This window comes from Variovorax sp. GW821-FHT10D07 (assembly GCF_059415325.1).
Map to the genome: position 1 here is coordinate 74,637 of NZ_JBWKMZ010000004.1, position 26,357 is coordinate 100,993.

Sequence of the window (26,357 nt, forward strand, 5' to 3'; positions counted from 1 at the left end):
TTTCCACCGATTTCCTCGTTCCTTTCCCGTTTTTCTCGAACCCCACCAGGAGCTTCCCGATGATCCCCTTGCGCCATGTTTTCAGCGCGGCTTCCGTCCTGACCCTGACCTGCGCCCTCGTTCCCGCGCACGCCCAGGGCGTGATCAAGATCGGCGAGATCAACAGCTACAAGGCGCAGCCGGCCTTCCTCGAGCCCTACAAGAAGGGCATGGAACTCGCGGTCGACGAGATCAACGCCAAGGGCGGGGTCAACGGCCGGAAGATCGAACTGATCAGCCGCGACGACAACGCCAACCCCGGCGACGCCGTGCGCGTGGCCGAGGAGCTGATCTCGCGCGAGAAGGTCGACGTGCTCGCGGGCGCCTTCCTCTCGAACACCGGCCTGGCGCTGACCGACTTCGCGAAGCAGAAGAAGTTCTTCTATCTGGCCGCCGAGCCGCTGACCGACAAGATCGTCTGGAGCAACGGCAACCGCTACACCTACCGCCTGCGTCCCTCGACCTACATGCAGGTCGCGATGCTGGTACCCGAGGCCGCCAAGCTCAAGAAGAAGCGCTGGGCCATCGTCTACCCCAACTACGAGTACGGCCAGTCCTCGGTCGCGACCTTCAAGACCCTGCTGAAGGCCGCGCAGCCCGACGTGGAGTTCGTCGCCGAGCAGGCGCCGCCGCTGGGCAAGGTCGATTCGGGCAGCGTGGTGCAGGCGCTCGCCGATGCCAAGCCCGACGCGATCTTCAACGTGCTGTTCGGCGCCGACCTCTCGAAGTTCGTGCGCGAGGGCAACACCCGCGGCCTGTTCAAGGACCGTGAAGTGGTCAGCGTGCTGACCGGCGAACCCGAGTACCTCGATCCACTGAAGGACGAGGCGCCCAACGGCTGGATCGTGACCGGTTATCCGTGGAGCGGCATCAAGACGCCCGAGCACAAGGCCTTCCTCGATGCTTACCAGGCCAAGTTCAAGGACTACCCGCGCCTGGGCTCGGTGGTCGGCTACAGCGCCATCCACTCGATCGCGGCCGGCATCCAGAAGGCCGGCAGCACCGACACCGAGAAGCTGGTCGCGGCCTTCAAGGGCCTGCAGCTCGACAGCCCCTTCGGCAAGATCAGCTACCGCGCGCAGGACAACCAGTCGACCATGGGCGCCTACGTGGGCAAGACCAAGAACGACGGCGGCAAGGGCGTGATGGTGGACTACGTCTACCTCGACGGCGCCAAGTTCCAGCCGAGCGACGACGAAGTCAAGAAGATGCGCCCCGCCGACTGATGCCGCTGCGCGCGGACCGCGGGCATTGCCCCAACGGTCCGCGCGTGCACGGCATGGGCAGCAGGTGGCACCACCACCGCTTCAGCCATGCGCCTCGGGCGCCTGGCGGGGGCGGGAGTTTCCAGTTCCTCGGGATCCTTGAATGAGCTTTTCAGGCTTCGTTGTTCAGTTGCTCAACGGGTTGGCCGGCGCCTCGTCGCTGTTCTTCGTGGCGGCCGGCCTCTCGTTGATCTTCGGCGTGACGCGCATCGTCAATTTCGCCCATGGATCCTTCTTCATGGTCGGCATCTACCTCGCGTACACGCTGGTCGACAAGCTCGGCGCGAGCCTGGGCTTCTGGCCCGCGCTGCTGATCGCGGCGGTCGCGGTCGGCGTGCTCGGCGCGCTGATCGAGGTGCTGCTGCTGCGCCGCATCTACAAGGCGCCCGAGCTGTTCCAGCTGCTCGCCACTTTCGCGCTGGTGCTCGTCATCAAGGACGCGGTGCTGTGGCTCTGGGGCCCCGACGAGCTGCTGGGCCCGCGCGCGCCCGGCCTCAAGGGCTCGGTCGAGATCCTCGGGCGCCAGTTCCCCTCGTACGACCTGTTCCTGATCGTGGTCGGCCCGGTGGTGCTGGGCCTGGTCTGGCTGCTGCTCACGCGCACGCGCTTCGGCACGCTGGTGCGCGCCGCCACGCAGGACCGCGAGATGGTCAGCGCGCTGGGCGTCAACCAGGCCTGGCTGTTCACCGCGGTGTTCGCGCTCGGCGCGCTGCTCGCGGGCCTGGGCGGCGCGCTGCAGCTGCCGCGCGAGCCCGCCACGCTCGAGATGGACCTCAACACCATCGGCGCCGCCTTCGTGGTGGTGGTGGTCGGCGGCATGGGCTCGCTGCCCGGCGCCTACGTGGCCGCGCTGCTGATCGCCGAGATCAAGGCCGTGTGCATCTGGCTCGGCGTGGTGCAGATCTTCGGCATCGACGTGTCCTTCTCCAAGCTCACGCTGATGGTCGACTTCCTCGTGATGGCGGCCGTGCTGGTGTGGCGCCCGTGGGGCCTGTTCGGCCGCGCGCAGGCGCCGAGCCGCTACGTCGGCATGCAGGAGGAACCGCTGCGCCGTCCCGGCAACCTCTACCTGGCCGGTGCCGCGGTGCTCGCGCTGGTGCTCGCCGCGCTGCCGGTGCTGACGGCCGGTTCGCCCTACACCCTGGTGCTGATGATCGACCTGCTGATCGCGGCCCTGTTCGCCACCAGCCTGCACTTCATCATGGGCCCGGCCGGCATGCATTCGTTCGGCCATGCCGCCTACTTCGGCCTCGGGGCCTACGGCGCCGCGCTGCTCGCGCGCTCGCTGGGCCTGCCGATGGAGCTCACGCTGGTGGTCGCGCCGCTGGTGGCCGCGCTCGGCGCCTTCGTCTACGGCTGGTTCGCGGTGCGGCTGTCGGGCGTGTACCTCGCGATGCTCACCCTGGCCTTCGCGCAGATCACCTGGGCCATCACCTACCAGTGGGACAGCTTCACGGGCGGCAGCAACGGCCTCACGGGCGTCTGGCCCTCGGCCTGGCTGTCGGACAAGCGCGCCTACTACTGGCTCACGCTGGTGCTGGTGTCGGCCGGCGTCTGGTGGCTGCGCCGCGTGCTGTATTCGCCCTTCGGCTACACCCTGCGCGCGGGCCGCGACTCGGTGTTGCGCGCCGACGCCATCGGCATCGACGTCAAGCGCATGCAGTGGGCCGCCTTCGTCATCGCGGGCGCGGTGGCGGGCCTGGCCGGCGCGCTGTTCGCGTTCTCCAAGGGCAGCATCTCGCCCGAGACGCTGTCGGTCGGCAAGTCGGTCGACGGCCTCGTGATGGTGCTGCTCGGCGGCATCCAGACGCTCGCGGGCCCGGTGGTCGGCGCCGTCACCTTCACCTGGCTGCACGACACCGTGGCGCGCAACACCGACTACTGGCGCGCGATGCTCGGCGCCATCATCCTGATCCTGGTGCTGCTGTTCCCGCAGGGCATCGCGGGATCGATCAAGCAGCTCGTGGAGCGCCTGCGCGCGCCCAAGGAAGAGAAAGCCGCCGATGCCAAGCTCGAGGAGGTGAAGGCATGAGCCTGCTCAAGGTCAACAACCTCGGCAAGTCCTTCGGCGGCGTGAAGGCCGTCGACGGCATCAGCTTCGAGCTGCCCCCGGGCGAACTGCTGGCGCTGATCGGCCCCAACGGCGCCGGCAAGTCCACCACTTTCAACATGGTCAACGGCCAGCTCAAGGCCGACCAGGGCTCGATCACGCTCGACAGCCAGGAACTCGTGGGCCGCAAGCCGCGCGAGATCTGGCGCATGGGCGTGGGCCGCACCTTCCAGATCGCCGAGACCTTCGCCTCGCTCACGGTGGTCGAGAACGTGCAGATGGCGCTGCTCTCGCACGACCGCAAGCTGTTCTCGATGTGGCGCCGCGCCGCCGAGCACCAGCGCGACGAGGCGCTGGCGCTGCTCGACCAGGTCGGCATGAAGTCGCAGGCCGACCGGCCCTGCAGCGTGCTGGCCTACGGCGACGTCAAGCGCGTCGAGCTCGCGATCGCGATGGCCAACAGCCCCAAGCTGCTGCTGATGGACGAGCCCACGGCCGGCATGGCGCCGAAGGAACGCAACTCGCTGATGGCGCTCACCAAGCAGCTGGTCATCGACCGCGGCATGGCCGTGCTGTTCACCGAGCACAGCATGGACGTGGTGTTCGCCTATGCCGACCGCATGATCGTGCTGGCGCGCGGCCGCCTCATCGCGCAGGGCAAGCCGCTCGAGATCCGCGACCACCCCAAGGTGCAGGAGGTGTACTTCGGCAGCGGCAAGACCTTCGAGAAAGCAGCGGCATGAACACGACGAACGCCTCCGAACCCCTGCTCCAGGCCAAGGCCCTGTGCGCCTGGTACGGCGCCGCCCAGATCCTCTACGACGTCGACCTCGAGGTGCGGCGCGGCGAGGTGGTCGCGCTCATGGGCCGCAACGGCGCCGGCAAGTCGACCACCCTCAAGGCGCTGATCGGCATGCTCGGCAAGCGCCGCGGCGCGGTGCGCTTCCTGGGCCACGACATCTCGAAGAGCGAGCCGCACCACGCGGCGCGCCTGGGCCTGGGCTTCGTGCCCGAGGACCGGCGCGTGTTCACCGACCTCACGGTGATGGAGAACCTCGAGGTCGGCAAGCAGGCCGCGCGCCGCTGGGCCGACGGCAGCGAGGCGCCGCTGTGGACGCCCGAGCGGCTGTTCAAGCTGTTCCCCAACCTCGGCGAGATGCCCCACCGCCCCGGCGGTCGCATGAGCGGCGGCGAGCAGCAGATGCTGACCGTGGCGCGCACGCTGATGGGCAACCCCTACCTGGTGCTGCTCGACGAACCTTCGGAGGGCGTGGCGCCGGTCATCGTCGAGCAGATGGCGAACATGATCCTCGAGCTCAAGGCGCAGGGCGTGAGCATCCTGCTGTCGGAGCAGAACATGCACTTCGCGGAGCTGGTCTCCGACCGTGCCTACGTGCTCGAGAAGGGCCAGATCCGCTACCACGCCACCATGGCCGAGCTCGCGGCCAACGAGGAAGTGCGGCGCGCGTACCTGAGCGTCTAGTCAGTCAGTCGATGCGCCTTCGGGCGCATTCCTTGCAGGGTTTCGTTTCCATCAACGCAAGCACGGAGCACAGACCATGAACGACACGCACCGCAGACGCTTCCTCCAATCCACGGCCGCCCTCGGCCTGCTCGGCGCCTCGGGCGCGCTCTTCGCCGCCGGCGCGAAGATCAAGCCCGGCGACAAGGCCGTGCTGATCGTGGTCGACGTGCAGAACTGCTTCATCGACGGCGGCACGCTGCCGGTGAAAGGCGGTGCCGACGTGGTGCCGGTCATCAACCAGCTGGCGGCCTCGTTCCAGAACATCGTGGTCACGCAGGACTGGCACACCCAGGGCCATGCCTCGTTCGCGAGCGCGCACGCGGGCCAGAAGCCCTTCAGCAGCATCAAGCTGAACTACGGCAACCAGGTGCTGTGGCCCGACCACTGCGTGCAGGGCACGGACGACGCGGCGCTGCACAAGGACCTCAAGCTGCCGACCGCGCAGCTGATCATCCGCAAGGGCTTCCACGCCGACGTCGACAGCTACTCGGCCTTCGAGGAGGCCGACCGCAAGACCTCGACCGGCCTGGCCGGCTACCTCAAGGCGCGCGGCATCAAGACCGTGTTCGTGACCGGCCTGGCGACCGACTTCTGCGTCGCCTGGACCGCGCTCGATGCGCGCAAGGCCGGCTTCGATGCCTACGTGATCGAGGACGCCACGCGCGCCATCGACCTCAACGGCTCGCTGGCCGCGGCCTGGAAGCAGATGAGCGCCAAGGGCGTGAAGCGCATCCAGTCGGCCGACATCCAGGGCGCCTGAGAAGACGACAGGGAAGCCCGGCGATGCGCGGGCCCCCGCCGCGCATCGGCACAACACAACTCCGAGACAAGACGACCCCATGACGATTTCCCTCTCCAGGCGCTCCCTGGTGGCCGGCGGCGCAGCCCTCGCGCTCGGCCTCGGCCTGCTGGCCGCCGCGCGCGCCGAGAACGGCGTGAGCGACGGCGCCATCCGCATCGGCCAGTCGGCCGTGTTCAGCGGTCCGGCCAAGGACTTCGGCATCGACTACCGCGCGGGCATCAAGCTGCACTTCGACCGCGTCAACAAGGGCGGCGGCATCAACGGGCGCCGGCTCGAGCTGGTGAGCTACGACGACGTCTACGAACCCGCGAAGACCGCGCTCAACACCGCGAAGCTGATCGACGAGGACAAGGTGTTCGCGCTCACCGGCTACGTCGCCACCGGCAACCTCGCGGCCGCGATGCCGCTGGCCGAGAAGGCGGGCGTGCCGATGTTCGCGCCGCTGGTGGGCACCACCTCGTTCCGCACCAAGACCAACCGGCTGCTGTTCCACGTGCGCGCGGGCTACGACCTCGAGCTGCGCAAGATCATCAGCCACCTGTCGACCATCGGCATCCAGTCGATCGCGGTGGTGCACCAGGACAGCGCCTTCGGCAAGTCGAACCTCGCGACCTGCGAGGAGCTCGCGGCCGACTACAAGGTGAAGGTGGTCAAGACCTTCCCGCTGGCGATCGCCGCCGAGGATGCGAAGCCCGTGGTCGCGGGCCTCGCCGAGGCCAAACCGGGCGCGGTCGTGATGATCATGGCCGGGCGCCAGGTCGAGGTCTTCATGCGCGACTACCGCGCGAGCGCGGGCGGCGCGCCGCTGTACACGCTGTCGGTCGGCATCACCGACGCGGCCGGCTCGGCGCAGCGGCTCGAGGGCAAGCTCGCGGGCCTGGTCACGGCCAGCATCGTGCCGCCGCCGCAGGCCGTGCGCGTGCCCATCGTGGCCGACTACCAGCGCGACCGCGCCGAGTTCGGCGAGAAGATCGACAGCTACACCGCGCTCGAGGGCTACATCGTCGCGCGCGTGATGGCCGAGGGCCTGCGCCGCGGCGGCAAGGCGCTCACGCGCGAGAGCTTCGTCGCGGGCCTCGAGAGCATCGGCAGCACGCGCTTCGGCGACTTCCCGATCGAGTACGGGCCGAAGAACCACAACGGCTCGAACTTCGTGGACCTGGAGATGTACACCCGTGACGGCCAGCTGCGGCGCTGAGGGCCGTGCCGAGCCGCTGCAACTGAGGGTCAACGGCCACGCGCGCGCGCTCGCCGTGCCGCGCGAGGCCTCGCTGCTGCAGGTGCTGCGCAACGACCTCGGGCTCAACGGTCCCAAGTACGGCTGCGGCCTCGGCCAGTGCGGCGCCTGCACGGTGCATGTCGACGGCATGGCCGCCCGCGCCTGCGTGATCCCCGCGCACGGCGTGGCGGGCCGCGCCATCACCACGCTCGAGGGCCTGGGCACGCGCGGCGACTGGCACCCGGTGCAGGCCGCCTTCGAGCAGGCGCAGGCCGCGCAGTGCGGCTACTGCCTCAACGGCATGGTGATGCAGGTGGCGGCATTGCTGGCGCGCGAGCCGGGCGCCAGCGAGGCGCGCATCCGCAGCGAGCTCTCGGGCAACCTGTGCCGTTGCGGCACGCACATCGAGATCCTCGACGCGGCGCAGCGCGCGGCCCGCCAGCTGCGGGCGGCACAGCCATGACGCGGCGCGCCGATCTGCCGCGCACGCGCGCGGAGTTCCTCGCCGCCGAAGGCGTGCTGCTGGTGGTGCGCGAGACCCCGCCGGCTCCGCCGCCGGCCCAGGGCCAGCCGGCCTTCATCGCGGGCAACCCGGCCGAGGGCGACGAGGTGCTGCTCGCGGTGTGGGACGACGGCAGCGCCTCGGCGCTCAACGGCCACGTCGACCTCGGCACCGGCATCCAGACCGCGCTGGGCCAGATCGTGGCCGAGGAGCTCGAGCTCGGCATGCCCTGCGTGCGCGTGATGCTCGGCGACACCGCGCGCGCGCCCAACCAGGGCGCGACCATCGCGAGCGCCTCGATCCAGATCCATGCGCAGCCGCTGCGCCTCGCGGCCGCGCAGGCGCGCGCCTGGCTGCTTGCGAGCGCGGCCGAGAAATTGGGCGTGGCCGTCGAGGCATTGCAGGCGCGCAACGGCATCGTGCGTGTGGCCGAGGCGCCCGAGCGGCACCTGAGCTATGCCGAACTGGTGGCGGGCCAGCGCACCGTGCTCAGGCTCGATGCGAAGGCCGCCATCAAGGACCCGGCCGACTACCGCGTGGTCGGCACGCGGCAGGCGCGCGTCGACATCCCGGCCAAGCTCGCGGGCGAACTGGTCTTCGTGCACGACATGCGCGTGCCCGGCATGCTGCACGGCCGCGTGGTGCGCCCGCCCTACGCGGGCGCCGACCATGGCGACTTCATCGGCAACACGCTCGAGTCGGTCGACGAATCGTCGATCGCCCACATCCCCGGCATCCGCGCGGTGGTGGTGATCCGCGACTTCGTCGGCATCGTGGCCGAGCGCGAGGAGCACGCCGAGCAGGCGCTGCGCGAACTGCGCGTGCGCTGGAAGCCCTGGCCCGGCATGCCCGGCCTCGACGACCTCGCACAGGCGCTGCGCGACAACCCCTCGACGCAGCGCCTGCTGGTCGACGAGGGCGACGTCGACGGCGCGATCGCGCGCGCCGCGCATCCGATGCCGCGCACCTATGTCTGGCCCTACCAGATGCATGCCTCGATCGGACCCTCGTGCGCGCTGGCCGAATGGCAGCCCGCGGACGACGGTGGCAGCGGCATCCAACTGCGCTGCTGGGCCGGCACGCAGAACCCTCACGTTCTGCGCGCCGATCTCGCGAAGCTGCTCGGCGTGCAGGACCTGCAGGTCGACGTGGTGCGCATGGAGGCCGCGGGCTGCTATGGCCGCAACGGCGCCGACGACGTGGCCGCCGATGCCGCGCTGCTCGCGCGCGCGGTGGGCGCGCCGGTGCGCGTGCAGCTCACGCGCGAGCAGGAGCATGCGTGGGAGCCCAAGGGCGCCGCGCAACTGATGGAGATCGACGGCGGCCTCGCGGCCGATGGCAGCGTCGCGGCCTACGACTTCCAGACTTCCTATCCGTCGAACGGCGCGCCCACGCTCGCGCTGCTGCTCACGCGCGCCATCGAGCCGGTGGCGCAGGCCTACGAGATGGGCGACCGCACCGCGCGCCCGCCCTACGGCTACGACAACCTGCGCGTGAAGGTCAACGACATGGCGCCGATCGTGCGCGCCTCGTGGCTGCGCGGCGTGTCGGCGCTGCCGAGCTCGTTCGCGCACGAGTCGTACATCGACGAGCTCGCGACCGCGGCCGGCGTCGACCCGGTGCAGTTCCGGCTGCGCCACCTCGACGATCCGCGCGCGATCGAGCTGGTGCAGGCCACGGCACAAAAGGCCGGCTGGCGGCTGCGCACCGGCCCGCAGGAGAACGCCGATGGCGGGCTCGGTGCCGGCGGCGACATCCTGTTCGGCCAGGGCTTCGCCTATGCGCGCTACGTGCACAGCAAGTGGCCCGGCTTCGGCGCCGCCTGGGCCGCCTGGGTGGCCGACGTCGAGGTCAACCGCCGGACCGGCGAGGTGCACGTGCGCCGCGTGGTGGTGGGGCACGACGCGGGCCTGCTGGTCAATCCCGCGGGCGTCGAGCACCAGGTGCACGGCAACGTGATCCAGACCACGAGCCGCGCGCTCAAGGAGCAGGTGCAGTTCGCGCCGCAGTCCGGGCCGGCCGAGGGGGGCGAACGCCTGCCCGGCGTGCTGCCCTCGGGCGTGGTCGCGAGCCGCGAGTGGGGCAGCTACCCGATCATCAACTTCCGCGAAGTGCCGGTGATCGAGGTGATGCACATGCCGCGTCCTGGCGAGCCTTCGCTGGGCGCGGGCGAGTCCTCGTCGGTGCCGGGCACGGCGGCGATCGCGAATGCGATCTTCGATGCGACGGGCGTGCGCTTCAGGGCGCCGCCGTTCACGCCGGAGACGGTGCTGGCGGAGTTGAATCGGGGGCTGTTGCCGCCGCCGCCCGGAGAGGGCGACGGCAAGCCGCCGGGCGATGGCGATGCCGGCGTGCCCCCATCCCGGCCTTCCCCCAGAGGGGGAAGGAGCAAGGCCGATGCGCCATGGCCGACGCGCAAGAGCCTGTGGGCCACGGGCGCCGCGCTCGTGGTCGGCGGCATCGGCGTCGTCGCGGGCCTGCTCGGCTGGCGCTCGGCGATCGCGCCGGTGTCGCTCACCGCGCCGGTCTACAGCGAAGCCACCATCGAGCGCGGCCGCGTGCTCGCGGCGCTCGGCGACTGCGCGGTCTGCCATACCGCGCCGGGCGGCGCGCCCAACGCCGGCGGCCGCGCGATGGACACGCCCTTCGGCACGCTCTACACCACCAACCTCACGCCCGATGCCGAGACCGGCCTCGGCCGCTGGTCCTTCAGCGCCTTCCAGCGCGCGATGCGCGAGGGCGTGTCGCGCGACGGCCATCACCTCTATCCGGCCTTCCCCTACACGGCCTTCGCGAAGACCAGCGACGACGACCTGCAGGCGCTCTATGCCTACTTCATGGCGATGCCCGTGGTGCGCGCCGAAACGCCGAAGTCCGAACTCAAGTTCCCGTTCAACCTGCGGCCGCTGATGGCCGGATGGAACGCGCTCTTCCACGATCCCGCGCCGCTCGCGCCCGTGGCCACGCAGAGCGCCGAGTGGAACCGCGGTGCCTATCTCGTCAACGGCCTCGGCCATTGCGGCGCCTGCCACACGCCGCGCAACGCACTCGGCGCGGAGCAGGGCGGCAGCGCCTTCCTGTCGGGCGCGATGGTCGATGGCTGGGAAGCGCCGTCGCTTACGGCACGTTCGAAGTCCGCCATGCCCTGGGACGCCGATTCGCTCTACCGCTACCTGCGCGACGGCCATTCGCCGCGCCATGGCATCGCGGGCGGCCCGATGGCCGAGGTGGTGCGCGAGCTCGGCGCCGTGCCCGATGCCGACATCCGCGCGATGGCGACCTACCTCGCCTCGTTCAATCCCGAGCCACTGCCCGAGGCCGCCGCACAGGCCCAGGCACGGCGCATCGTCGACACGGCGGCGCGCACGCAGGGGCAACTGCTCGGCCCCGCGCAGCGCATGTTCGACAGCGCCTGCGCCGCCTGCCACCACGACGGCGACGGTCCCACGCTGCTGGGCGTGAACACGCCGCTCGCGCTCAACGGCAACCTCGCGAGCGCGAAGCCCGACAACCTGCTGCGCACCATCCTCGATGGCGTGCGCCATCCCGCGACGCGCGACATCGGCTTCATGCCCGCCTTCCGCGACGCGCTCGACGACCGCCAGATCGCCGAGCTCGCGGGCTACATGCGCGCACGCTTCGCGCCGCAGGAGCCCGCCTGGCCCGACCTGCAGGCCGAGGTCGCGCGCGTGCGCGCTGCGCCAGGGCACTGACAGCCGAATACGGGCAGCCGAACGCAGAAGGAATACCAAAGGAGCGCAGAAGTCGCAGAAGAGAAAGCCAATTTTTCTGGCTGTTCTTCTGCGACTTCTGCGCAACCTTCGCGACCTCTGCGTTCGGCTGCCCGCATTTCGTAAGCGCCCGCACGGCGCTACGATGCCCGCGCATTCCTTCCAACCTCCAGAGACAACCAACGCCATGCCACTCGATCTCCAGACCGCCACCAGCCTCCCGCAAGACGCCGACCAGGCCACCCTCGTCGGCCGCCTCTGGCAACCGGGCGTGGGCCCCGTGCTCGTGGCCGTGCAGGGCGACGGCCTGCATGACCTCTCGCGGCTCGCGCCCACCATGAGCGACCTGCTCGAGCTGCAGGAGTCGCCCGCCGATGCCGTGCGGCGCGTGCTGCGCAGCGGCCAGGCACCGCGCATCGCGGCGCTGGCCGAGGTGCTCGCCAACAGCGACGGCGGCGCGCGCAACGAAGACCGGCCCTGGCTGCTCGCGCCTTGCGACCTGCAGGCCGTCAAGGCCAGCGGCGTGACCTTCGTCGCGAGCCTGCTCGAGCGCGTGATCGAGGAACAGGCGCGTGGCGACGCATCGAAGGCCGAGGCCACGCGCGCGGCGCTCGGCGGCGTGCTCGGCGACAACCTCGCCGACATCGTGCCGGGCTCGCCCGAGGCGATGAAGGCCAAGGAGGTGCTGATCGCGCAGGGTGCGTGGTCGCAGTACCTCGAGGTCGGCATCGGGCCCGATGCGGAGATCTTCACCAAGGCGCCCGTGCTCTCGTCGGTGGGCACGGGGGCCGACATCGGCATCCATGCGGCCTCGGTGTGGAACAACCCCGAGCCCGAGGTCGTGCTCGCCGTCAACAGCCGCGGCGAGACGCTGGGCGCCGCGCTCGGCAACGACGTCAACCTGCGCGACTTCGAAGGCCGCAGCGCACTGCTGCTGGGCAAGGCGAAGGACAACAACGCCTCGTGCGCCATCGGTCCGTTCATCCGCCTGTTCGATGCGCACTTCGGCATCGCGCAGGTGCGCCGCATCACGGTCGCGCTCGAGGTGCGCGGGCCCGAGGGCTTCGTGCTCGAGGGCTCGAGCTCGCTCGCGAAGATCAGCCGCGATCCGCTCGACCTCGTGGCGCAGGCCATCGGCATCCATCACGACTACCCCGACGGCCTGATGCTGTTCCTCGGCACGATGTTCGCGCCGACGCAAGACCGCCACGGTCCGGGCCAGGGCTTCACGCACACGGTCGGCGACATCGTGCGCATCGCGGCGCCCGAACTCGGCGCGCTCGTCAATCGCGTCGCGCATGCCGACAAGGCCCCGCGCTGGACCTTCGGCATCGGCGCGCTGATGCGCAACCTGGGCGCGCGCGGCCTGTTGCGCTGAGTTCTGTCATGGTGCCGTCATGCACCGTTAAGCCGTACTGTGTAACGTTAATGGAAGATGTACTTCTTTGTGATTCAGAGACGGCATGATGACCTCTGATGTAGTTGACCGGCTCCTCGCTTCCACTCAAGATAACTAATGATTCGTTAATGTTTTGATTGGTTGAACGAGGGAGATCGGGTGTCGCAGGCAGAGATCGAGCTTTTGCAAAAGCCCGTCGAGGGCCCGCTTCCGTGCGGTGAGGATCTGGAATACGACGCCGATTTCATGGCGTTGCAGCAGGCAACGCTCGGCAAGCGCGAGCAGCAGTTCGGCAACACCATTATTCCGGCCGAGCCGCCCGACTGGACCAAGGTCGAGCGCATCGCCAGGCAGTTGTGCGAACGCACGCGCGACCTGCGCGTGCTGGTGCCGCTCACGCTCGCATGGACCGAGAACCGCGGCCTGCCGGGCTATGTCGAGGGCCTGCAACTGGTCGACGTGGTGCTGCAGACCTACTGGGACGACGTGCATCCGCGCGTGGTCGATGGTGGCGACGAGGACCCGCTGCCGCGCATGAATGCATTGGCCGCGCTGGCCGAGAGCGAAGGCATCGGGCGCAGCGTGCGCGATGCGCGGTTGCTCGATGACGGTGGCGTGACGATGACCTTGCGGCAGGTCGAGGCGCTGCTCGATTCGAGCAAGGCCGACCAGATCGACTACCCGGGCGGCGTGGGCCGCCTGCGCGAGGCCGCGCGCCGCGCCTATGACAACGACGCACCGCCGATCGTCGCGCTGCGCGCGGCGCTCGCGCTGCTGCAGCGCATCCGCGAGACCTCCGAACGTGCACTGGGCCAGAGCTGGGCCCCCGATTTCTCGCGCCTCGAACGATCGATGCGCACGGTGGCGCAACTGCTGCCCGAGCAGGCATTGCAGAGCGCGGTCGAGGTGCCACAGACCGCACGCCAGAGCCCATCGGCGAGCGATCCGGCCGCGATGGCTTCGTCTCCGGGCGCGATCGAGACCGCTGCAAGTGGCGGTCCCGGCCTACGCGCGATCGGTATCAACGATATTGAAATAACGAGCCGCGAAGATGTGCAGGTGTTGTTGGAAAAGGCGTGCCGGTATCTGGAGCGCGCGGAGCCCAGCCATCCCGCGCCCCTGTTGATACGCAGGGCGCAGAAGCTGCTGGCGCTCAACTTCTTCCAGATCATCGAGGAGCTCATGCCCGAGGGACTGCAGAAGCTGGAGAGCCTGGCGGGCCGGCCTTCGGGGTCCGACGCATCGCAGTAGGCGCCGGCGGCCGGCGCACGCGGTCCGCACGCATTCGATCGAAGAATCAAGAGGAAGCTTTATGGCAGACAACCGTGTCAGGAACAGTGGTCAGAAGTTCATCGCGCGCAATCGCGCGCCGCGCGTGCAGATCGAGTACGACGTCGAGATCTACGGCAGCGAACGCAAGATCCAGCTGCCCTTCGTGATGGGCGTGATCGCCGACCTCGCGGGCAAGCAGGTCGACCCAATGCCCGATCTCGCCGAGCGCGAGTTCATGGCGGTGGACATCGACAACTTCGACGACCGCATGAAGTCGATCAAGCCGCGCGTGGCCTTCCAGGTGCCCAACACGCTGACCGGCGACGGCCAGCTCAACGTCGACATCACCTTCGACAGCATGGACGACTTCTCGCCCGCGCGCATCGCGCGCCAGGTCGACGCGCTGCAGCAGCTGCTCGATGCGCGCACCGAACTGTCGAACCTGCTGTCCTACATGGACGGCAAGAACGGCGCCGAGCAGCTCATCGCGCAGGCGCTGCAGAACCCGGCGTTGCTGAAGTCGCTGGCCACCAGCCCGAACCCGGCCGTGGCCGGTGCGCTGGATGCGGCGGCGGCCAGCGAGAAGCCGGCCGGCAGTTCCGAATAAGGCGCGAGCCGATCACGTCGACAGGACCACCACCATGAGTACCGTGCAAAAACAATCCGCGCGCGCGCAGCAGACCGTCGAGGCGCTCGAGCCGAACGAGTTCTCGGACCTGCTCCAGCGCGAGTTCAAGCCCAAGACCGACCAGGCGCGCGAGGCGGTGCAGAACGCCGTCAAGACGCTGGCGGTGCAGGCGCTCGAGAGCTCCGTCACCATCTCCAACGATGCCTATCGCACGGTGCAGGCCATCATCACGGAGATCGACCGCAAGCTCTCCGAGCAGATCAACCAGATCCTGCACCACGAGGACTTCCAGCAGCTCGAGGGCGCCTGGCGCGGCCTGCACTACCTCGTGAACAACACCGAGACCGACGAGCAGCTCAAGATCCGCGTGATGTGCGCCTCCAAGCGCGAAGTGGCGCGCTCGCTCAAGCGCCACAAGGGCATCGGCTGGGACCAGAGCCCGCTGTTCAAGAAGATCTACGAGGCCGAGTACGGCCAGTTCGGCGGCGAGCCCTTCGGCGCGCTGATCGGCGACTTCCATTTCGACCACAGCCCGCCCGACGTCGAGATGCTCGGCGAAATGGCCAAGATCGCCGCGGCCGCGCACTGCCCCTTCATCGCGGGCGCCTCGCCGACCGTGATGCAGATGGACTCGTGGCAGGAGCTGTCGAACCCGCGCGACCTGACCAAGATCTTCCACAACACCGAGCACACCGCGTGGCGCTCGCTGCGCGACTCGGAAGACGCGCGCTACATCGGCCTGGCGATGCCGCGCTTCCTCGCGCGCCTGCCCTATGGCGCGCGCACCAACCCGGTCGACGAGTTCGAGTTCGAGGAAGAGACCGATTCGGCCGCGCACAGCCGCTACACCTGGGCCAACTCGGCCTATGCGATGGGCGTGAACATCAACCGCTCGTTCAAACAGTACGGCTGGTGCACCTCGATCCGCGGCGTGGAATCGGGCGGCGCGGTCGAGAACCTGCCGACCCACACCTTCCCGACCGACGACGGCGGCGTCGACATGAAGTGCCCGACCGAGATCGCGATCAGCGACCGGCGCGAGGCCGAGCTCGCGAAGAACGGCTTCATGCCGCTGGTGCACCGCAAGAACTCCGACTTCGCGGCCTTCATCGGCGCGCAGTCGCTGCAGCAGCCGGCCGAGTACTACGACGCCGATGCCTCGGCCAACGCGAACCTCGCGGCACGCCTGCCGTACCTGTTCGCCTGCTGCCGCTTCGCGCACTACCTCAAGTGCATCGTCCGCGACAAGATCGGCTCGTTCCGCGAGCGCGAGGACATGGAGCGCTGGCTCAACGACTGGATCATGAACTACGTCGACGGCAGCCCCGGCACCTCGTCGCAGGACACCAAGGCGATGAAGCCGCTGGCGGCCGCCGAGGTCCAGGTGGAACCGATCGAGGACAACCCCGGCTACTACGCCGCCAAGTTTTTTCTCCGGCCGCACTACCAGCTCGAAGGGCTCACGGTGTCTTTGCGGCTGGTTTCGAAGTTGCCGTCCAACAAGAAGGACAGCAGCTAATTCAACAGTGCCTCGATGGGGCACGCACAACTCCGGGGGTTAATGATGGCAGTAGACATGTTCATGCGCGTCGAAGGCGCGAACGGCGAATCCAAGGACTCGAACCACAAGGACTGGACGGATATCAAGTCGTTCGCATGGGGTGCGACGCAGCCTGGCAACATGGTCAGCGGTGGTGGTGGTGGCGTGGGCAAGGCCAGCTTCAACGATCTGCAGGTGCTCGCGCGCATCGACAAGGCGGCCCCGTCCGTCATGAAGAACTGCGCCAGCGGCAAGCACCTGAGCAAGGTCGAGGTCTCGGTCTGCAAGGCCGGCGGCGGACAGATCGAATACACGCGCGTGACGCTCGAGGAAGTGCTGGTCACCTCGGTGCAGTACACGGCCGAGCAGGGCAGCGACGCGGTGTTCGTGCAGTACGCGTTCCAGGCCGCCAAGGTCAAGCAGCAGTACTGGGAACAGACCGACAAGGGCGGCAAGGGCGCCGAAACCCAGCTCGGCTGGAACATCAAGGAAAACAAGGAAGCCTGATCCGCGGGCCCGGCCGGGCTTGCGGGCGGTGCCTCGGCGCCGCGCGCGAGCCGGTCTCCGGCTGACGGTCTTCGGGCCGCCAGCCGAAGGCCGAGCGGCGAAGGCGGCGCATCCCGCCGCCATCCGCGACAGGGCCGCGACCCCGCGAGGCGGGCGCCGGCGGCCACGAGCGATATCCAACCACCGACCACGGCGGCGGCTCTGGCTTCATCAGGGCCGGGACCGCGCATTGGCGAAACGACAGAGGAAGCTGCTTCATGGGCGATGCGTTTGCAGTGCTGGGCGAGCGCTCGGTGGCCGAGCACACCGAGGGGATACAGCGGCAGATCCGCGCCGATCCCCAGAACGCCAGCCTGCGGCTCGCGCTGTGCCACTTCCTCGCGCTGCGCGGCGAATGGCAGCGCGCCGAGGACCAGCTCAAGGCGGCCGTCAAGTTCGATCCCTCGTTCACGCCCGCGAGCGCCACCTGCTCGATGGCGCTGGCCGGCGAGCGCCAGCGCAGCGCCTTCTGGGCCGGCGATGCGGCGCGCGCGCCCGCGGTGCTCGGCGACGGCGCGGACTGGGTCGATGCATTGATCGCGGCCGCAGCGCTGCCGGCCGACCAGGCCGACGAGGCCACCCGGCTGCGCGAGTCGGCGCGCGATGCCACGCCCGCGCTGCGCGGCCTGCTGCAGGCCGTGGACCGCTCGGGCGATGCGGCGAGCGAACGCGTCGATGGCGAAGCGCTCGAGCGCATCGACTTCGACTGGCTCTGCGACGGCGATGCGCGCCTGGGCGCCGCGCTCGAGGTCATCACGCCCGCGGGCTATGGCTGGCTGCCGCTGCCCTCGGTGCGCCGCCTGAGCTTCCAGCGGCCGCAGCACCTGGTCGACCTGCTGTGGTCGCCGGTGCAGGTGGAGCTGGCCGATGGCCGCGGCCTGGCCGTGCTGGTGCCGGTGCGCTATGCGGGCGAGCTCGCCGCGCTCGAGGACGGCCTCGCGCTCGCGCGCCGCACCGACTGGCTGCCGCTGCCCGGCGAGGCCGCGTTCGCGGGCGCGGGCCAGCGCACCCTGATCAGCGACGCGGGCGACCATGCGCTGCTCGAGCTGCGCACCGTCGAATTCACCGCCGGGGAGGCCGCCTGATGGCCACGGCCGGCGCCTCCGCCTGGTCGGGCCCCGATGTCGAGGGCGAGCAGGAGAGCGTCGCGCGCGACCGGCTGCAGCCGGTGCTGCTCGACCGCCTGACCGACAAGCAGCCGAGCAACCGCCAGGAGCGCGCGGGCGCCTTCCTGATGAGCGGCAAGCTGCTGCGCGACTCGGTGCTGCGCGACCTGCAGTGGCTGTTGAACACCACCAACTTCGGCACCGCGCATTCGATCCAGGACCTGCCGCGCGCGCGCCGCTCGGTCGTCAACTACGGCGTGCGCGGCTGGGCCGGCGGGCGCATGTCGGAGGTCGACTTCGCCGACGTCGAGGCCGCCATCCGCACCGCCATCATCGACTTCGAGCCGCGCATCATGAAGGACAGCATCGACGTGCGCTGCGTGACCGACGCCACCGAGCTCGAGCACCACAACCTGCTCGCGCTCGAGATCCGCGGCACGCTGTGGTCGGTGCCCTATCCGATCGAGTTCATCCTGCGCTCGGAGCTGGACCTGGAAAGCGGCCACATGATGTTGCGCCCGACCGGAGGCCTCTGATGGACGCGCGGCTGCTCGACTACTACAACCGCGAACTCACCTACATGCACGAGCTCGGTGCCGAGTTCGCGCAGCGCTATCCGAAGATCGCGGGCCGCCTGGGCATGCGCGGCATCGAGGTCAGCGATCCCTACGTCGAGCGGCTGCTCGAGGGCTTCAGCTTCCTCACGGCGCGCATCCAGCTCAAGATGGACGCGGAGTTCCCGCGCTTCTCGCAGCGGCTGCTCGAGGTGGTCTATCCGAACTTCCTCGCGCCGCTGCCCGCCATGGGCGTGGTGCAGATCGACGGCAACCTCAACGAGGGCTCGCTGAAGGCCGGCTACGAGCTGCCGCGCCACACGATCCTGCGCGGCCGCATGATCAAGGGCGAGCAGACGGCCTGCGAGTTCCGCACCGGCCACGCGGTCACGCTGTGGCCGATCCGCATCGCCGAGGCCAGCCTGGGACCGGTGCCGGCCGAGATCCTGCATGCGCTGCCGATCGTCGCGCGGCAGGCCAAGAGCGCGATCACGATCAAGCTCGAGGCCGTGGGCGGCGCGCGCTTCGCCGAGATGCCGCTCGATCGGCTCGAGTTCTTCCTCTCGGGCGCCGAGCTGCATGCGCTGCGCGTGCTCGAGCTCGCGGTGCACCACTCGATCGGCACCGTCTGCCGCAGCGGGCCCGGCACCGCGGGCCAGGGCGCGCGCATCGTGCCGCTGGGCGAGGAGGCGATCCGCCACGAGGGCTTCGATCCCGACCAGGCGCTGCTGCCCTACGACGCGCGCTCGTTCCAGGGCTACCGGCTGCTGCACGAGTACTTCGCCTTTCCCGACCGCTACCTGTTCTTCAGCGTCAACAAGCTGCGTGCCGCGGCCGCGGCGATGAGCGGCACCACGATGGAGATCGTGATCCTGCTCGACCGCGCCGACGGCGACCTCGAGCGGCTGATCGACGCGCGCCAGTTCTCGCTGTTCTGCACGCCGATCGTCAACCTGGTGCCGCGCCGCAGCGACCGCATCCCGGTGGGCCCGGGCCAGCACGAGCACCATGCGGTGATCGACCGCACGCGGCCGCGCGACTTCGAGATCTTCACCGTCGAGCGCGTGGTCGGCCACATGAGCAACGGCTCCGAGGAGCGCGAGTTCCGGCCCTTCCTCGGCTCCTTCGCCTCCGACGACGGCGACTTCGGCGCCTACTTCTCGGTGCGGCGCGAACCGCGGCTGGTGTCGGACCGCGCACGCGCGCAGGGCACGCGCACCAGCTACACCGGCAGCGAGGTCTACGTCTCGCTGGTGGACCAGCACGACGCGCCCTTTCCACACAGCCTGCGCCACATCACGCTCGATGCGCTGTGCACCAACCGCGACCTGCCGCTGTTGCTGCCCACCGGGCTGGAGTCGGACTTCACGCTGCGCGTGTCGGCACCGGTGCGCGCGATCCGCATCCTGCGCGGGCCCTCGCGGCCCTACCCGGCGCTGGCCGAGGGCGCGCTGACCTGGCGCCTCATCAGCCACCTGGGCCTCAACTACCTGAGCCTCACCGACGTCGATGCCGACCAGGGCGCGGCCGCGCTGCGCGAGATGCTCGACCTCTACGGCAACCTCGCCGATCCCGCGGTGCGCCGGCAGATCCAGGGCGTGCGCTCGATGAAGCTGGCGCCGGTGTTCCGCCGCTTGCCCGAGCCGGGCCCGATCGTCTTCGGCCGCGGCGTGGAGATCGCGCTGAAGCTCGACGAGACCGCGTTCTCGGGCGCGAGCCCGTACCTGTTCGGCGCCGTGCTCGAGCAGTTCTTCAGCCGCCACGTGTCGCTCAACGCCTTCACCGAGTTCGCGCTGGCCAGCCTGCAGCGCGGCGAGATCGCGCGCTGGACGCCGCGCATCGGACGCCGACCCGCCGTATGAACAGCACCACCGACCTCCGCGAGGACTCGGACGCCGCGCAGGACGCGCAGGCGAGCGACGCGGTGGATCGGGCGGTGGTGCACGAGGTGCGGACCGAGGCCGCGCCGCCGCCCGCGCGCGGCCTGCCGCAGGTCGATCCGGTGTTGTGGGCCGGCCTGGTCGAGCAGCCCTTCGAGCACGACCTCTTCATGCTGCTGCGCCGGCTCGACGCGCACGGCGACCATCCGCTGCTGGGCCGCGCGCCGCGCCCGCTCGACGAGCCGCTGCGCCTCGGCCAGGAGCCCTCGATGGCCTTCGCGCCCTCGAACGTCTCGGGCGTGGACGACAGCCGCGACGGCCCGCCGCAGATCTCGATCTACGGCTTCGGCCTGTTCGGCCCCAACGGCCCGCTGCCGCTGCACCTGACCGAGTACGCGCGCGAGCGCAAGCGGCACCACAACGACCACACGCTCAGCGCCTTCGCCGACCTGTTCCACCACCGGCTGATCCTGCTGTTCTACCGCGCCTGGGCCGATGCCCAGTCGGTCAACAGCCTCGACCGGCCCGACGGCCACCGCTTCGTCGAGTACGTCGCGAGCCTCATGAACATGGGCCAGCCCGGGCTCAAGGAGCGCGACCGCATCGCCGACCATGCGCGCACCCACATGGCGGGCCACCTGGTGCGCCAGACGCGCAACCCCGAGGGCCTGATCCAGATCCTGCGCCTGTACTTCGACCTGCCGGTGCGCATCGAGGAATTCGTGAGCGACTGGGTGACCATCGACGAACCGCAGGTCAGCCGCATCGGCCTGTTCGGGCGCAACCACCGGCTCGGCGCCGGCGCCACCATCGGCCTCGCCGTGCGCGATGCGCAGAGCAAGTTCCGCCTCGAGCTCGGGCCGCTCACGCTCGAGCAGTACCGCGCCTTCCTGCCCGGCAGCCAGCGGCTGCAGCAGGTGGTCGACTGGGTGCGCCAGTACGTCGGCATCGAATTCGCGTGGGAGCTGCGGCTCGTGCTGCGCAAGGAGGAGGCCGGCGGCATGCAGCTCAATGGCGGCCAGCGCCTGGGCTGGGGCAGCTGGCTCGGCACCCGCCTGTCCGACACCGACGCCGGCGACCTGGTGTTCGCGCCCGAGGCCCTGCATTCGCGTTCCGCAGCCACCGCTTCCCACACCTCCGCTTCCTTCACCCAGGCCTCATGACCGACATCCGCCGCGTCTCGCTGTTCTCCAAGCTCAACCCGATGCTCTACAAGGCATTGGAGACCGCCACCGCCTTCGCCAAGCTGCGCGGCAATGCCTACGTCGAACTCGTGCACTGGCTGCACCAGATCCTGCAGCTGCAGGACAGCGACCTGCTGCGCATCGTCAAGCGCGCCGGCCTCAACCTCGACGCGGTCGAGCAGGACCTGGTGCGCGCGCTCGACCGGCTGCCGCACGGCGCGACCTCGATCAGCGACATCTCAGAGCACGTCGACAGCGCGGTCGAGCGGGCCTGGGTCTATGCGAGCCTGCGCTTCGAGGCGACCTCGATCCGCGGCGCCTACCTGCTCGCGGGCATCGTCAAGACGCCGGGGCTGCGCCAGGTGCTCTCGGGCATCTCGCGCGAGTTCGACAAGCTGGTGCCCGACGTGCTGATCGCGCAGCTGCCGGCCTGGACCGAGGGCTCGCCCGAGGACGACTACGACATCGCGCCCGAACCGGCGACAGGTGGCGCGCCGGCTCAGGCTGGTGCCGCGCCGCAGGCCGCGGGCGGCTCGGCGCTCGCCAAGTACGCGAGCGACCTCACGGCCAAGGCGCGCGCGGGCGAGCTCGATCCGGTCTACGGCCGCGACGACGAGATCCGCCAGATCGTCGACATCCTGATGCGGCGGCGCCAGAACAATCCGCTGCTCACGGGCGAGGCCGGCGTCGGCAAGACCGCGGTGGTCGAGGGCCTGGCCCAGCGCCTGGCCGCGGGCGACGTGCCGCCCTCGCTGCGCGAGGTCTCGCTGTGGGTGCTCGATCCCACGCTGCTGCAGGCCGGCGCGGGCGTCAAGGGCGAGTTCGAGCAGCGGCTGCGGCAGGTCATCGACGAGGTCGAGAAGAGCCCGAAGCCGATCGTGCTGTTCGTCGACGAGGTCCACACGCTGGTGGGCGCGGGCGGCACCGCCGGCACCGGCGATGCCGCCAACCTGCTCAAGCCCGCGCTCGCGCGCGGCCGGCTGCGCACCATCGGCGCCACCACCTGGTCGGAGTACAAGAAGTACATCGAGAAGGACCCGGCGCTCACGCGGCGCTTCCAGACCATCCAGGTGCAGGAGCCGACCGAGGACAAGGCCGTGATCATGCTGCGCGGCATCTCGGCCGAGCTCGAGAAGCACCATGGCGTGCTGATCCTCGACGCCGCGCTCGAGGCCGCCGTGAGCCTGTCGCACCGCTACATCCCCGCGCGCCAGCTGCCCGACAAGGCCGTGAGCCTGCTCGACACCGCCTGCGCGCGCGTGGCGCTGAGCCAGCATGCGCTGCCGGCCGCGCTCGAGGACCTGCAGCGGCGCATCGAGGTGCTGGGCATCGAGTCGGGCATCGCGCAGCGCGAGGCCGCGATCGGCGTGGGCGAGGCGCAGCGCGTGCAGGACATCGCGGCGCAGATCGATGCCGCCAAGGCCGAGCTCGCGACGCTCGAGCAAAGGCGCATCGAGGAGGCCGAGCTGGTCGAGCGCATCGTGGCGCTGCGCCGTCGGCTCTCGCCGGCGGCGGTGCCGGTGCAGGCTGAAGAGGTCGCCGAAGACGGCGATGAAGAAAGCGAAGAAGAGGCGGTGCCCGCCGAGCCCGAGGCCTCGCCCGAGCAGATGCGCGCCGAGCTCGACGCGGCGCAGCAGAAGCTTTCGCAGCTGCAGGGCGAATCGCCGCTGATCCTCGCCGCGGTCGACGCGCAGGCCGTGGCCACGGTGGTGGCCGACTGGACCGGCATCCCGATCGGGCGCATGGTGCGCGACGATGCGCAGTCGGTGCTGCGGCTCGGCGAGATCCTGTCGCAGCGCGTGGTCGCGCAGACCGATGCGCTCGACACCATCGCGCGGCGCATCCGCACCGCGCGCGCGCGGCTGGACAACCCCAACAAGCCGGTCGGCGTGTTCCTGCTGTGCGGCCCCTCGGGCGTGGGCAAGACCGAGACCGCGCTCGCGCTGTCGGAGGCGCTGTACGGCGGCGAGCAGAACCTCGTCACCATCAACATGAGCGAGTTCCAGGAGTCGCATACCGTCTCCACGCTCAAGGGCGCGCCGCCCGGCTACGTGGGCTACGGCGAAGGCGGCGTGCTGACCGAGGCGGTGCGCCGGCGACCCTACAGCGTGGTGCTGCTCGACGAGATCGAGAAGGCCCACCCCGACGTGCACGAGATCTTCTTCCAGGTCTTCGACAAGGGCTGGATGGAGGACGGCGAGGGCCGCCACATCGACTTCCGCAACACCGTGATCATCATGACCTCGAACGTCGGCACCGACCTGGTCATGCAGCTGTGCGAGGACCCGGTGCTGCGTCCCGACCCCGAGCCGCTGGCGCAGGCGCTGCGCGAGCCGCTGCTCAAGGTGTTCGCGCCCGCGCTGCTCGGGCGGCTGGTGGTGGTGCCCTACTACCCGCTGCATGCCGATGCGCTGCACCGCATCATCCGGCTGCAGCTCGACCGGGTGGCCGCGCGCCTGCAGGCCAACCACGGCATTGCCCTGGGTTACACCGACAGCGCCGTGGCGCTGGTGGCGCGCCGGTGCACGGCCATCGAGTCGGGCGGACGGATGATCGATGCGATCCTCACGCACACCATCCTGCCGCGATTGAGCGAGGAAGTCATCGGCGCCACGGTCAGTGCGCGCAAGCTCGCGGGCGTCGAACTCTCGGCGCAGGGCGACGACTTCCACTACGAATTTTCCGAAGCCAGCTAAGCGAAGGGAGTTGCCATGGCCCGTGTCGTCACCGCCCACACACCGCTCGCAGAAGACCAGCTGCTGTTCCGCTCGATGCACGGCAGCGAGGGCCTGTCCCAGCTGTTCGAGTTCGAGGTCGACCTGCTGAGTCCGAACACCTCGGTCGACATGAAGGCCATGCTCGGCAAGCCGCTCACGCTCGAGATCCGCACGCTCACCGGCACGCCGCGCTACCTCAACGGCCAGATCACGCGCTTCACGTTGGTCGGGCGCGACGCGGCCTCGTCGCGCTACATGGTGTACCGCGCCTCGGTGCGGCCGTGGCTGTGGTATCTCACGCGCACCAGCGACTGCAAGATCTTCCAGAACAAGTCGGTGGTCGAGATCCTCGAGGAGGTGCTCGGCGAGTACGGCTTCGCGCTCGAGAAGAAGCTCACGGCCTCGTACCGGCAGTGGGACTACTGCGTGCAGTACCAGGAGACCGACTTCGCGTTCGTGAGCCGGCTCATGGAGCACGAGGGCATCTACTACTTCTTCAAGCACGAGAAGAACCAGCACACGCTGGTGCTGGCCGACGACATGAGCGCGCACGAGACGCTGCCCGAGTACCCGAGGATCAGCTACGTCTCGACCGACCGCGTGGGCGATCCGGGCCGCGAGGCCATCGACCAGTGGGAGGTGACCGAGGAGATCCGTCCCGGCACCTACGTGGTCGACGACTTCGACTTCAAGAAGCCCAAGGCCGACCTGCTCACCACGCGCAGCCAGCCGCGCGGCAACGACCACGGCCAGTACGAGATGTATGAATGGCTCGGCGGCTACAGCGACGCCGGCCAGGGCGAGCACTACGCGCGCATCCGGCTCGAGGAGGCGCAGGCCCAGGCCGAGCTCGACATCGGCCACGCCACCGTGCGCGGCATGGCGCCCGGCTACCGCTTCACGATGCAGAACGCGCCGCGCGACGAGGACAACCGCGAGTACCTGATCGTCTCGGTGCTCTACAACCTGCGCGAGGGCGGCTACGCCTCGGGCAACGGCGACGGCGACTACGGCTTCCAGTTCGGCGTGCAGCCGACCTCGTTCCCCTACCGCGCGCCGCGCGTGACGCGCATCCCGACCACCAACGGGCCGCAGACCGCCACCGTGGTGGGGCCGGCCGGCGAGGACATCTGGATCGACAAGTACGGCCGCGTGAAGGTGCAGTTCCGCTGGGACCGCTACGGCCAGCGCAACGAGGACAGCTCGTGCTGGGTGCGCGTGTCGAGCGCCTGGGCCGGCTCGAACTTCGGCGCGGTCAACCATCCGCGCATCGGCCAGGAGGTGGTGGTCGACTTCATCGCCGGCTGTCCCGACCGGCCGCTGATCATCGGCCGCGTCTACAACGCCGACCAGATGCCGCCGCTCGAGCTGCCGGCCAAGGCCACGGTCAGCGGCTTCATCAGCCGCACGATCAAGGGCAACGGCGAGCTGGCCAACCACTTCGTGATCGACGACGACCCGAGCAACGAGTCGATCAAGATCCATGCGCAGAAGGACTTCGTCATCGAGGTCGAGAACGACGAGACCCACACGGTGGACGGCAACCGCACCACCCACGTCCAGAAGAACGACGAGCTGACCGTGGACCAGGCGCGGACCACCACGGTCAACGAGGGCCTCGACCACGCGATCTACAAGTCGGGCTCGAAGCTCGAGGTGACGAAGAAGACCGAGCACTTCTTCAACAACAGCATCGAGATCACGACCAAGGAAGGCGCCAAGGAAACGGTCGAGACCGGGCGCTCCGAGGTGCACGTGATGGCCGACCTGCGGCAGGAGACCTTCGACCAGGCGCTGCACGTGGACGTGAAGGAGGGCATGATCGAGCACGTCAAGACCGGCGACTCCAGGCTGGAGACCTGGACCGGCAAGCGCTTCGAGAGCTACAAGACCGGGTGGGAGCGCGACATCCTGAGCGGCGGCGGCAAGGACACGATCAAGGACGGCCTCACGGAGACGATCTCGACCGGCAACCACACCTCCACCGTCTCGGCCGGCGACTACAAGGGCTGGGCCAAGAACGTGTCGATCGAGGCCGAGACCGACTTCAACGTCAAGGCCAAGAAGATCCTGCTGCATTCGACCGAGAAGCACACCAACAAGTACGACGGCAGCATCGAGACCGTGGCCGGCGGCAGCGCCACCACCAAGGCCTCGAGCTACATCCGCTCGCAGGCGCCGCTGCTGTTCTCGATCGCGTTCGTGAACTCCTTCACCTACGCCTCGCTGTCGGAGACCTTCAACCTGGCCTCCACCAACATCGGCGGCGCGAGCTTCGACATCAAGGCCTACCGCTGGTCGAACCGCGCGCTGAACCAGAAGACCGAAACCAAGATCTCGATCGGCCCGATCTACGTGGACATCAAGATCCTGGTGCTGATCATGTGATGGCAGCGAC

19 protein-coding genes are annotated in these 26,357 nt (G+C 69.4%); all 19 read left to right on the forward strand.

The annotated features are described in order from the left end of the window. The first annotated feature begins 59 nt into the window (after nucleotides 1-59). The 19 genes from AC07PU_RS14795 (at nucleotide 60) to AC07PU_RS14885 (ending at nucleotide 26,347) form a co-directional block, all read left to right on the forward strand. Nucleotides 60-1,265, forward strand: a complete 1,206-nt coding sequence (locus tag AC07PU_RS14795; RefSeq protein ID WP_093343883.1) for an ABC transporter substrate-binding protein — start codon at nucleotides 60-62, stop codon at nucleotides 1,263-1,265. A 142-nt stretch (nucleotides 1,266-1,407) separates the two neighbouring features. Continuing rightward, nucleotides 1,408-3,336 carry an ABC transporter permease gene (locus tag AC07PU_RS14800; protein WP_203203671.1) on the forward strand — a complete coding sequence of 643 codons (1,929 nt, stop codon included), beginning with the start codon at nucleotides 1,408-1,410 and terminating at the stop codon, nucleotides 3,334-3,336. Beyond that, nucleotides 3,333-4,097, forward strand: coding sequence for an ABC transporter ATP-binding protein (locus tag AC07PU_RS14805; protein WP_495318425.1), 765 nt, complete (start codon nucleotides 3,333-3,335; stop codon nucleotides 4,095-4,097). The genes AC07PU_RS14800 and AC07PU_RS14805 overlap by 4 nt, the downstream gene beginning before the upstream one ends. Next, nucleotides 4,094-4,837: an ABC transporter ATP-binding protein gene (locus AC07PU_RS14810; protein ID WP_057593415.1), complete on the forward strand. Its 744-nt coding sequence runs from the start codon at nucleotides 4,094-4,096 to the stop codon at nucleotides 4,835-4,837. The genes AC07PU_RS14805 and AC07PU_RS14810 overlap by 4 nt, the downstream gene beginning before the upstream one ends. A gap of 76 nt (nucleotides 4,838-4,913) precedes the next feature. After that, entirely contained in the window at nucleotides 4,914-5,639 is a 726-nt protein-coding gene (gene pncA / locus AC07PU_RS14815) for a bifunctional nicotinamidase/pyrazinamidase (protein WP_057593414.1), read from the forward strand. Between the two features lie 79 nt (nucleotides 5,640-5,718). Continuing rightward, a complete protein-coding gene (locus tag AC07PU_RS14820; RefSeq protein ID WP_495318427.1) occupies nucleotides 5,719-6,879 on the forward strand; it encodes an ABC transporter substrate-binding protein in 1,161 nt (386 codons plus the stop codon). After that, nucleotides 6,857-7,363, forward strand: a complete 507-nt coding sequence (locus AC07PU_RS14825; protein ID WP_093343886.1) for a (2Fe-2S)-binding protein — start codon at nucleotides 6,857-6,859, stop codon at nucleotides 7,361-7,363. The genes AC07PU_RS14820 and AC07PU_RS14825 overlap by 23 nt, the downstream gene beginning before the upstream one ends. Further along, on the forward strand, nucleotides 7,360-11,115 hold the full coding sequence (locus AC07PU_RS14830) for a molybdopterin cofactor-binding domain-containing protein (RefSeq protein WP_495318430.1): 3,756 nt from the start codon (nucleotides 7,360-7,362) through the stop codon (nucleotides 11,113-11,115). Before AC07PU_RS14825 ends, AC07PU_RS14830 begins: the two co-directional genes overlap by 4 nt. Before the next feature lie 205 nt (nucleotides 11,116-11,320). Beyond that, complete coding sequence (locus AC07PU_RS14835) at nucleotides 11,321-12,511, forward strand: fumarylacetoacetate hydrolase family protein (protein ID WP_495318432.1); 1,191 nt, start codon at nucleotides 11,321-11,323, stop codon at nucleotides 12,509-12,511. Nucleotides 12,512-12,691: 180 nt separating this feature from the next. Next, on the forward strand, nucleotides 12,692-13,783 hold the full coding sequence (gene tssA, locus AC07PU_RS14840) for a type VI secretion system protein TssA (RefSeq protein WP_495318434.1): 1,092 nt from the start codon (nucleotides 12,692-12,694) through the stop codon (nucleotides 13,781-13,783). A 61-nt stretch (nucleotides 13,784-13,844) separates the two neighbouring features. Further along, nucleotides 13,845-14,411 carry a type VI secretion system contractile sheath small subunit gene (gene tssB / locus AC07PU_RS14845; RefSeq protein ID WP_093343892.1) on the forward strand — a complete coding sequence of 189 codons (567 nt, stop codon included), beginning with the start codon at nucleotides 13,845-13,847 and terminating at the stop codon, nucleotides 14,409-14,411. Nucleotides 14,412-14,445: 34 nt separating this feature from the next. Next, the gene (gene tssC / locus AC07PU_RS14850) at nucleotides 14,446-15,951 is read left to right on the forward strand and encodes a type VI secretion system contractile sheath large subunit (RefSeq protein ID WP_093343894.1); all 1,506 of its coding nucleotides are present in this window, start codon (nucleotides 14,446-14,448) and stop codon (nucleotides 15,949-15,951) included. 45 nt (nucleotides 15,952-15,996) lie between these two features. Then, nucleotides 15,997-16,479 carry an Hcp family type VI secretion system effector gene (locus AC07PU_RS14855; RefSeq protein ID WP_057593445.1) on the forward strand — a complete coding sequence of 161 codons (483 nt, stop codon included), beginning with the start codon at nucleotides 15,997-15,999 and terminating at the stop codon, nucleotides 16,477-16,479. A gap of 257 nt (nucleotides 16,480-16,736) precedes the next feature. After that, the gene (locus AC07PU_RS14860; RefSeq protein ID WP_495318437.1) at nucleotides 16,737-17,603 is read left to right on the forward strand and encodes a type VI secretion system accessory protein TagJ; all 867 of its coding nucleotides are present in this window, start codon (nucleotides 16,737-16,739) and stop codon (nucleotides 17,601-17,603) included. Further along, nucleotides 17,603-18,160, forward strand: a complete 558-nt coding sequence (gene tssE, locus AC07PU_RS14865; protein WP_495318439.1) for a type VI secretion system baseplate subunit TssE — start codon at nucleotides 17,603-17,605, stop codon at nucleotides 18,158-18,160. Before AC07PU_RS14860 ends, tssE begins: the two co-directional genes overlap by 1 nt. Further along, nucleotides 18,160-20,040 carry a type VI secretion system baseplate subunit TssF gene (gene tssF, locus AC07PU_RS14870; protein WP_208511656.1) on the forward strand — a complete coding sequence of 627 codons (1,881 nt, stop codon included), beginning with the start codon at nucleotides 18,160-18,162 and terminating at the stop codon, nucleotides 20,038-20,040. The genes tssE and tssF overlap by 1 nt, the downstream gene beginning before the upstream one ends. Next, a complete protein-coding gene (gene tssG, locus AC07PU_RS14875) occupies nucleotides 20,037-21,221 on the forward strand; it encodes a type VI secretion system baseplate subunit TssG (protein WP_495318441.1) in 1,185 nt (394 codons plus the stop codon). Before tssF ends, tssG begins: the two co-directional genes overlap by 4 nt. Beyond that, nucleotides 21,218-23,938 (forward strand): type VI secretion system ATPase TssH, encoded by a 2,721-nt coding sequence (gene tssH, locus AC07PU_RS14880; protein ID WP_495318443.1) that lies wholly within the window; start codon nucleotides 21,218-21,220, stop codon nucleotides 23,936-23,938. Before tssG ends, tssH begins: the two co-directional genes overlap by 4 nt. Before the next feature lie 15 nt (nucleotides 23,939-23,953). Next, entirely contained in the window at nucleotides 23,954-26,347 is a 2,394-nt protein-coding gene (locus tag AC07PU_RS14885) for a type VI secretion system Vgr family protein (protein WP_143129169.1), read from the forward strand. Nucleotides 26,348-26,357: the final 10 nt, after the last annotated feature.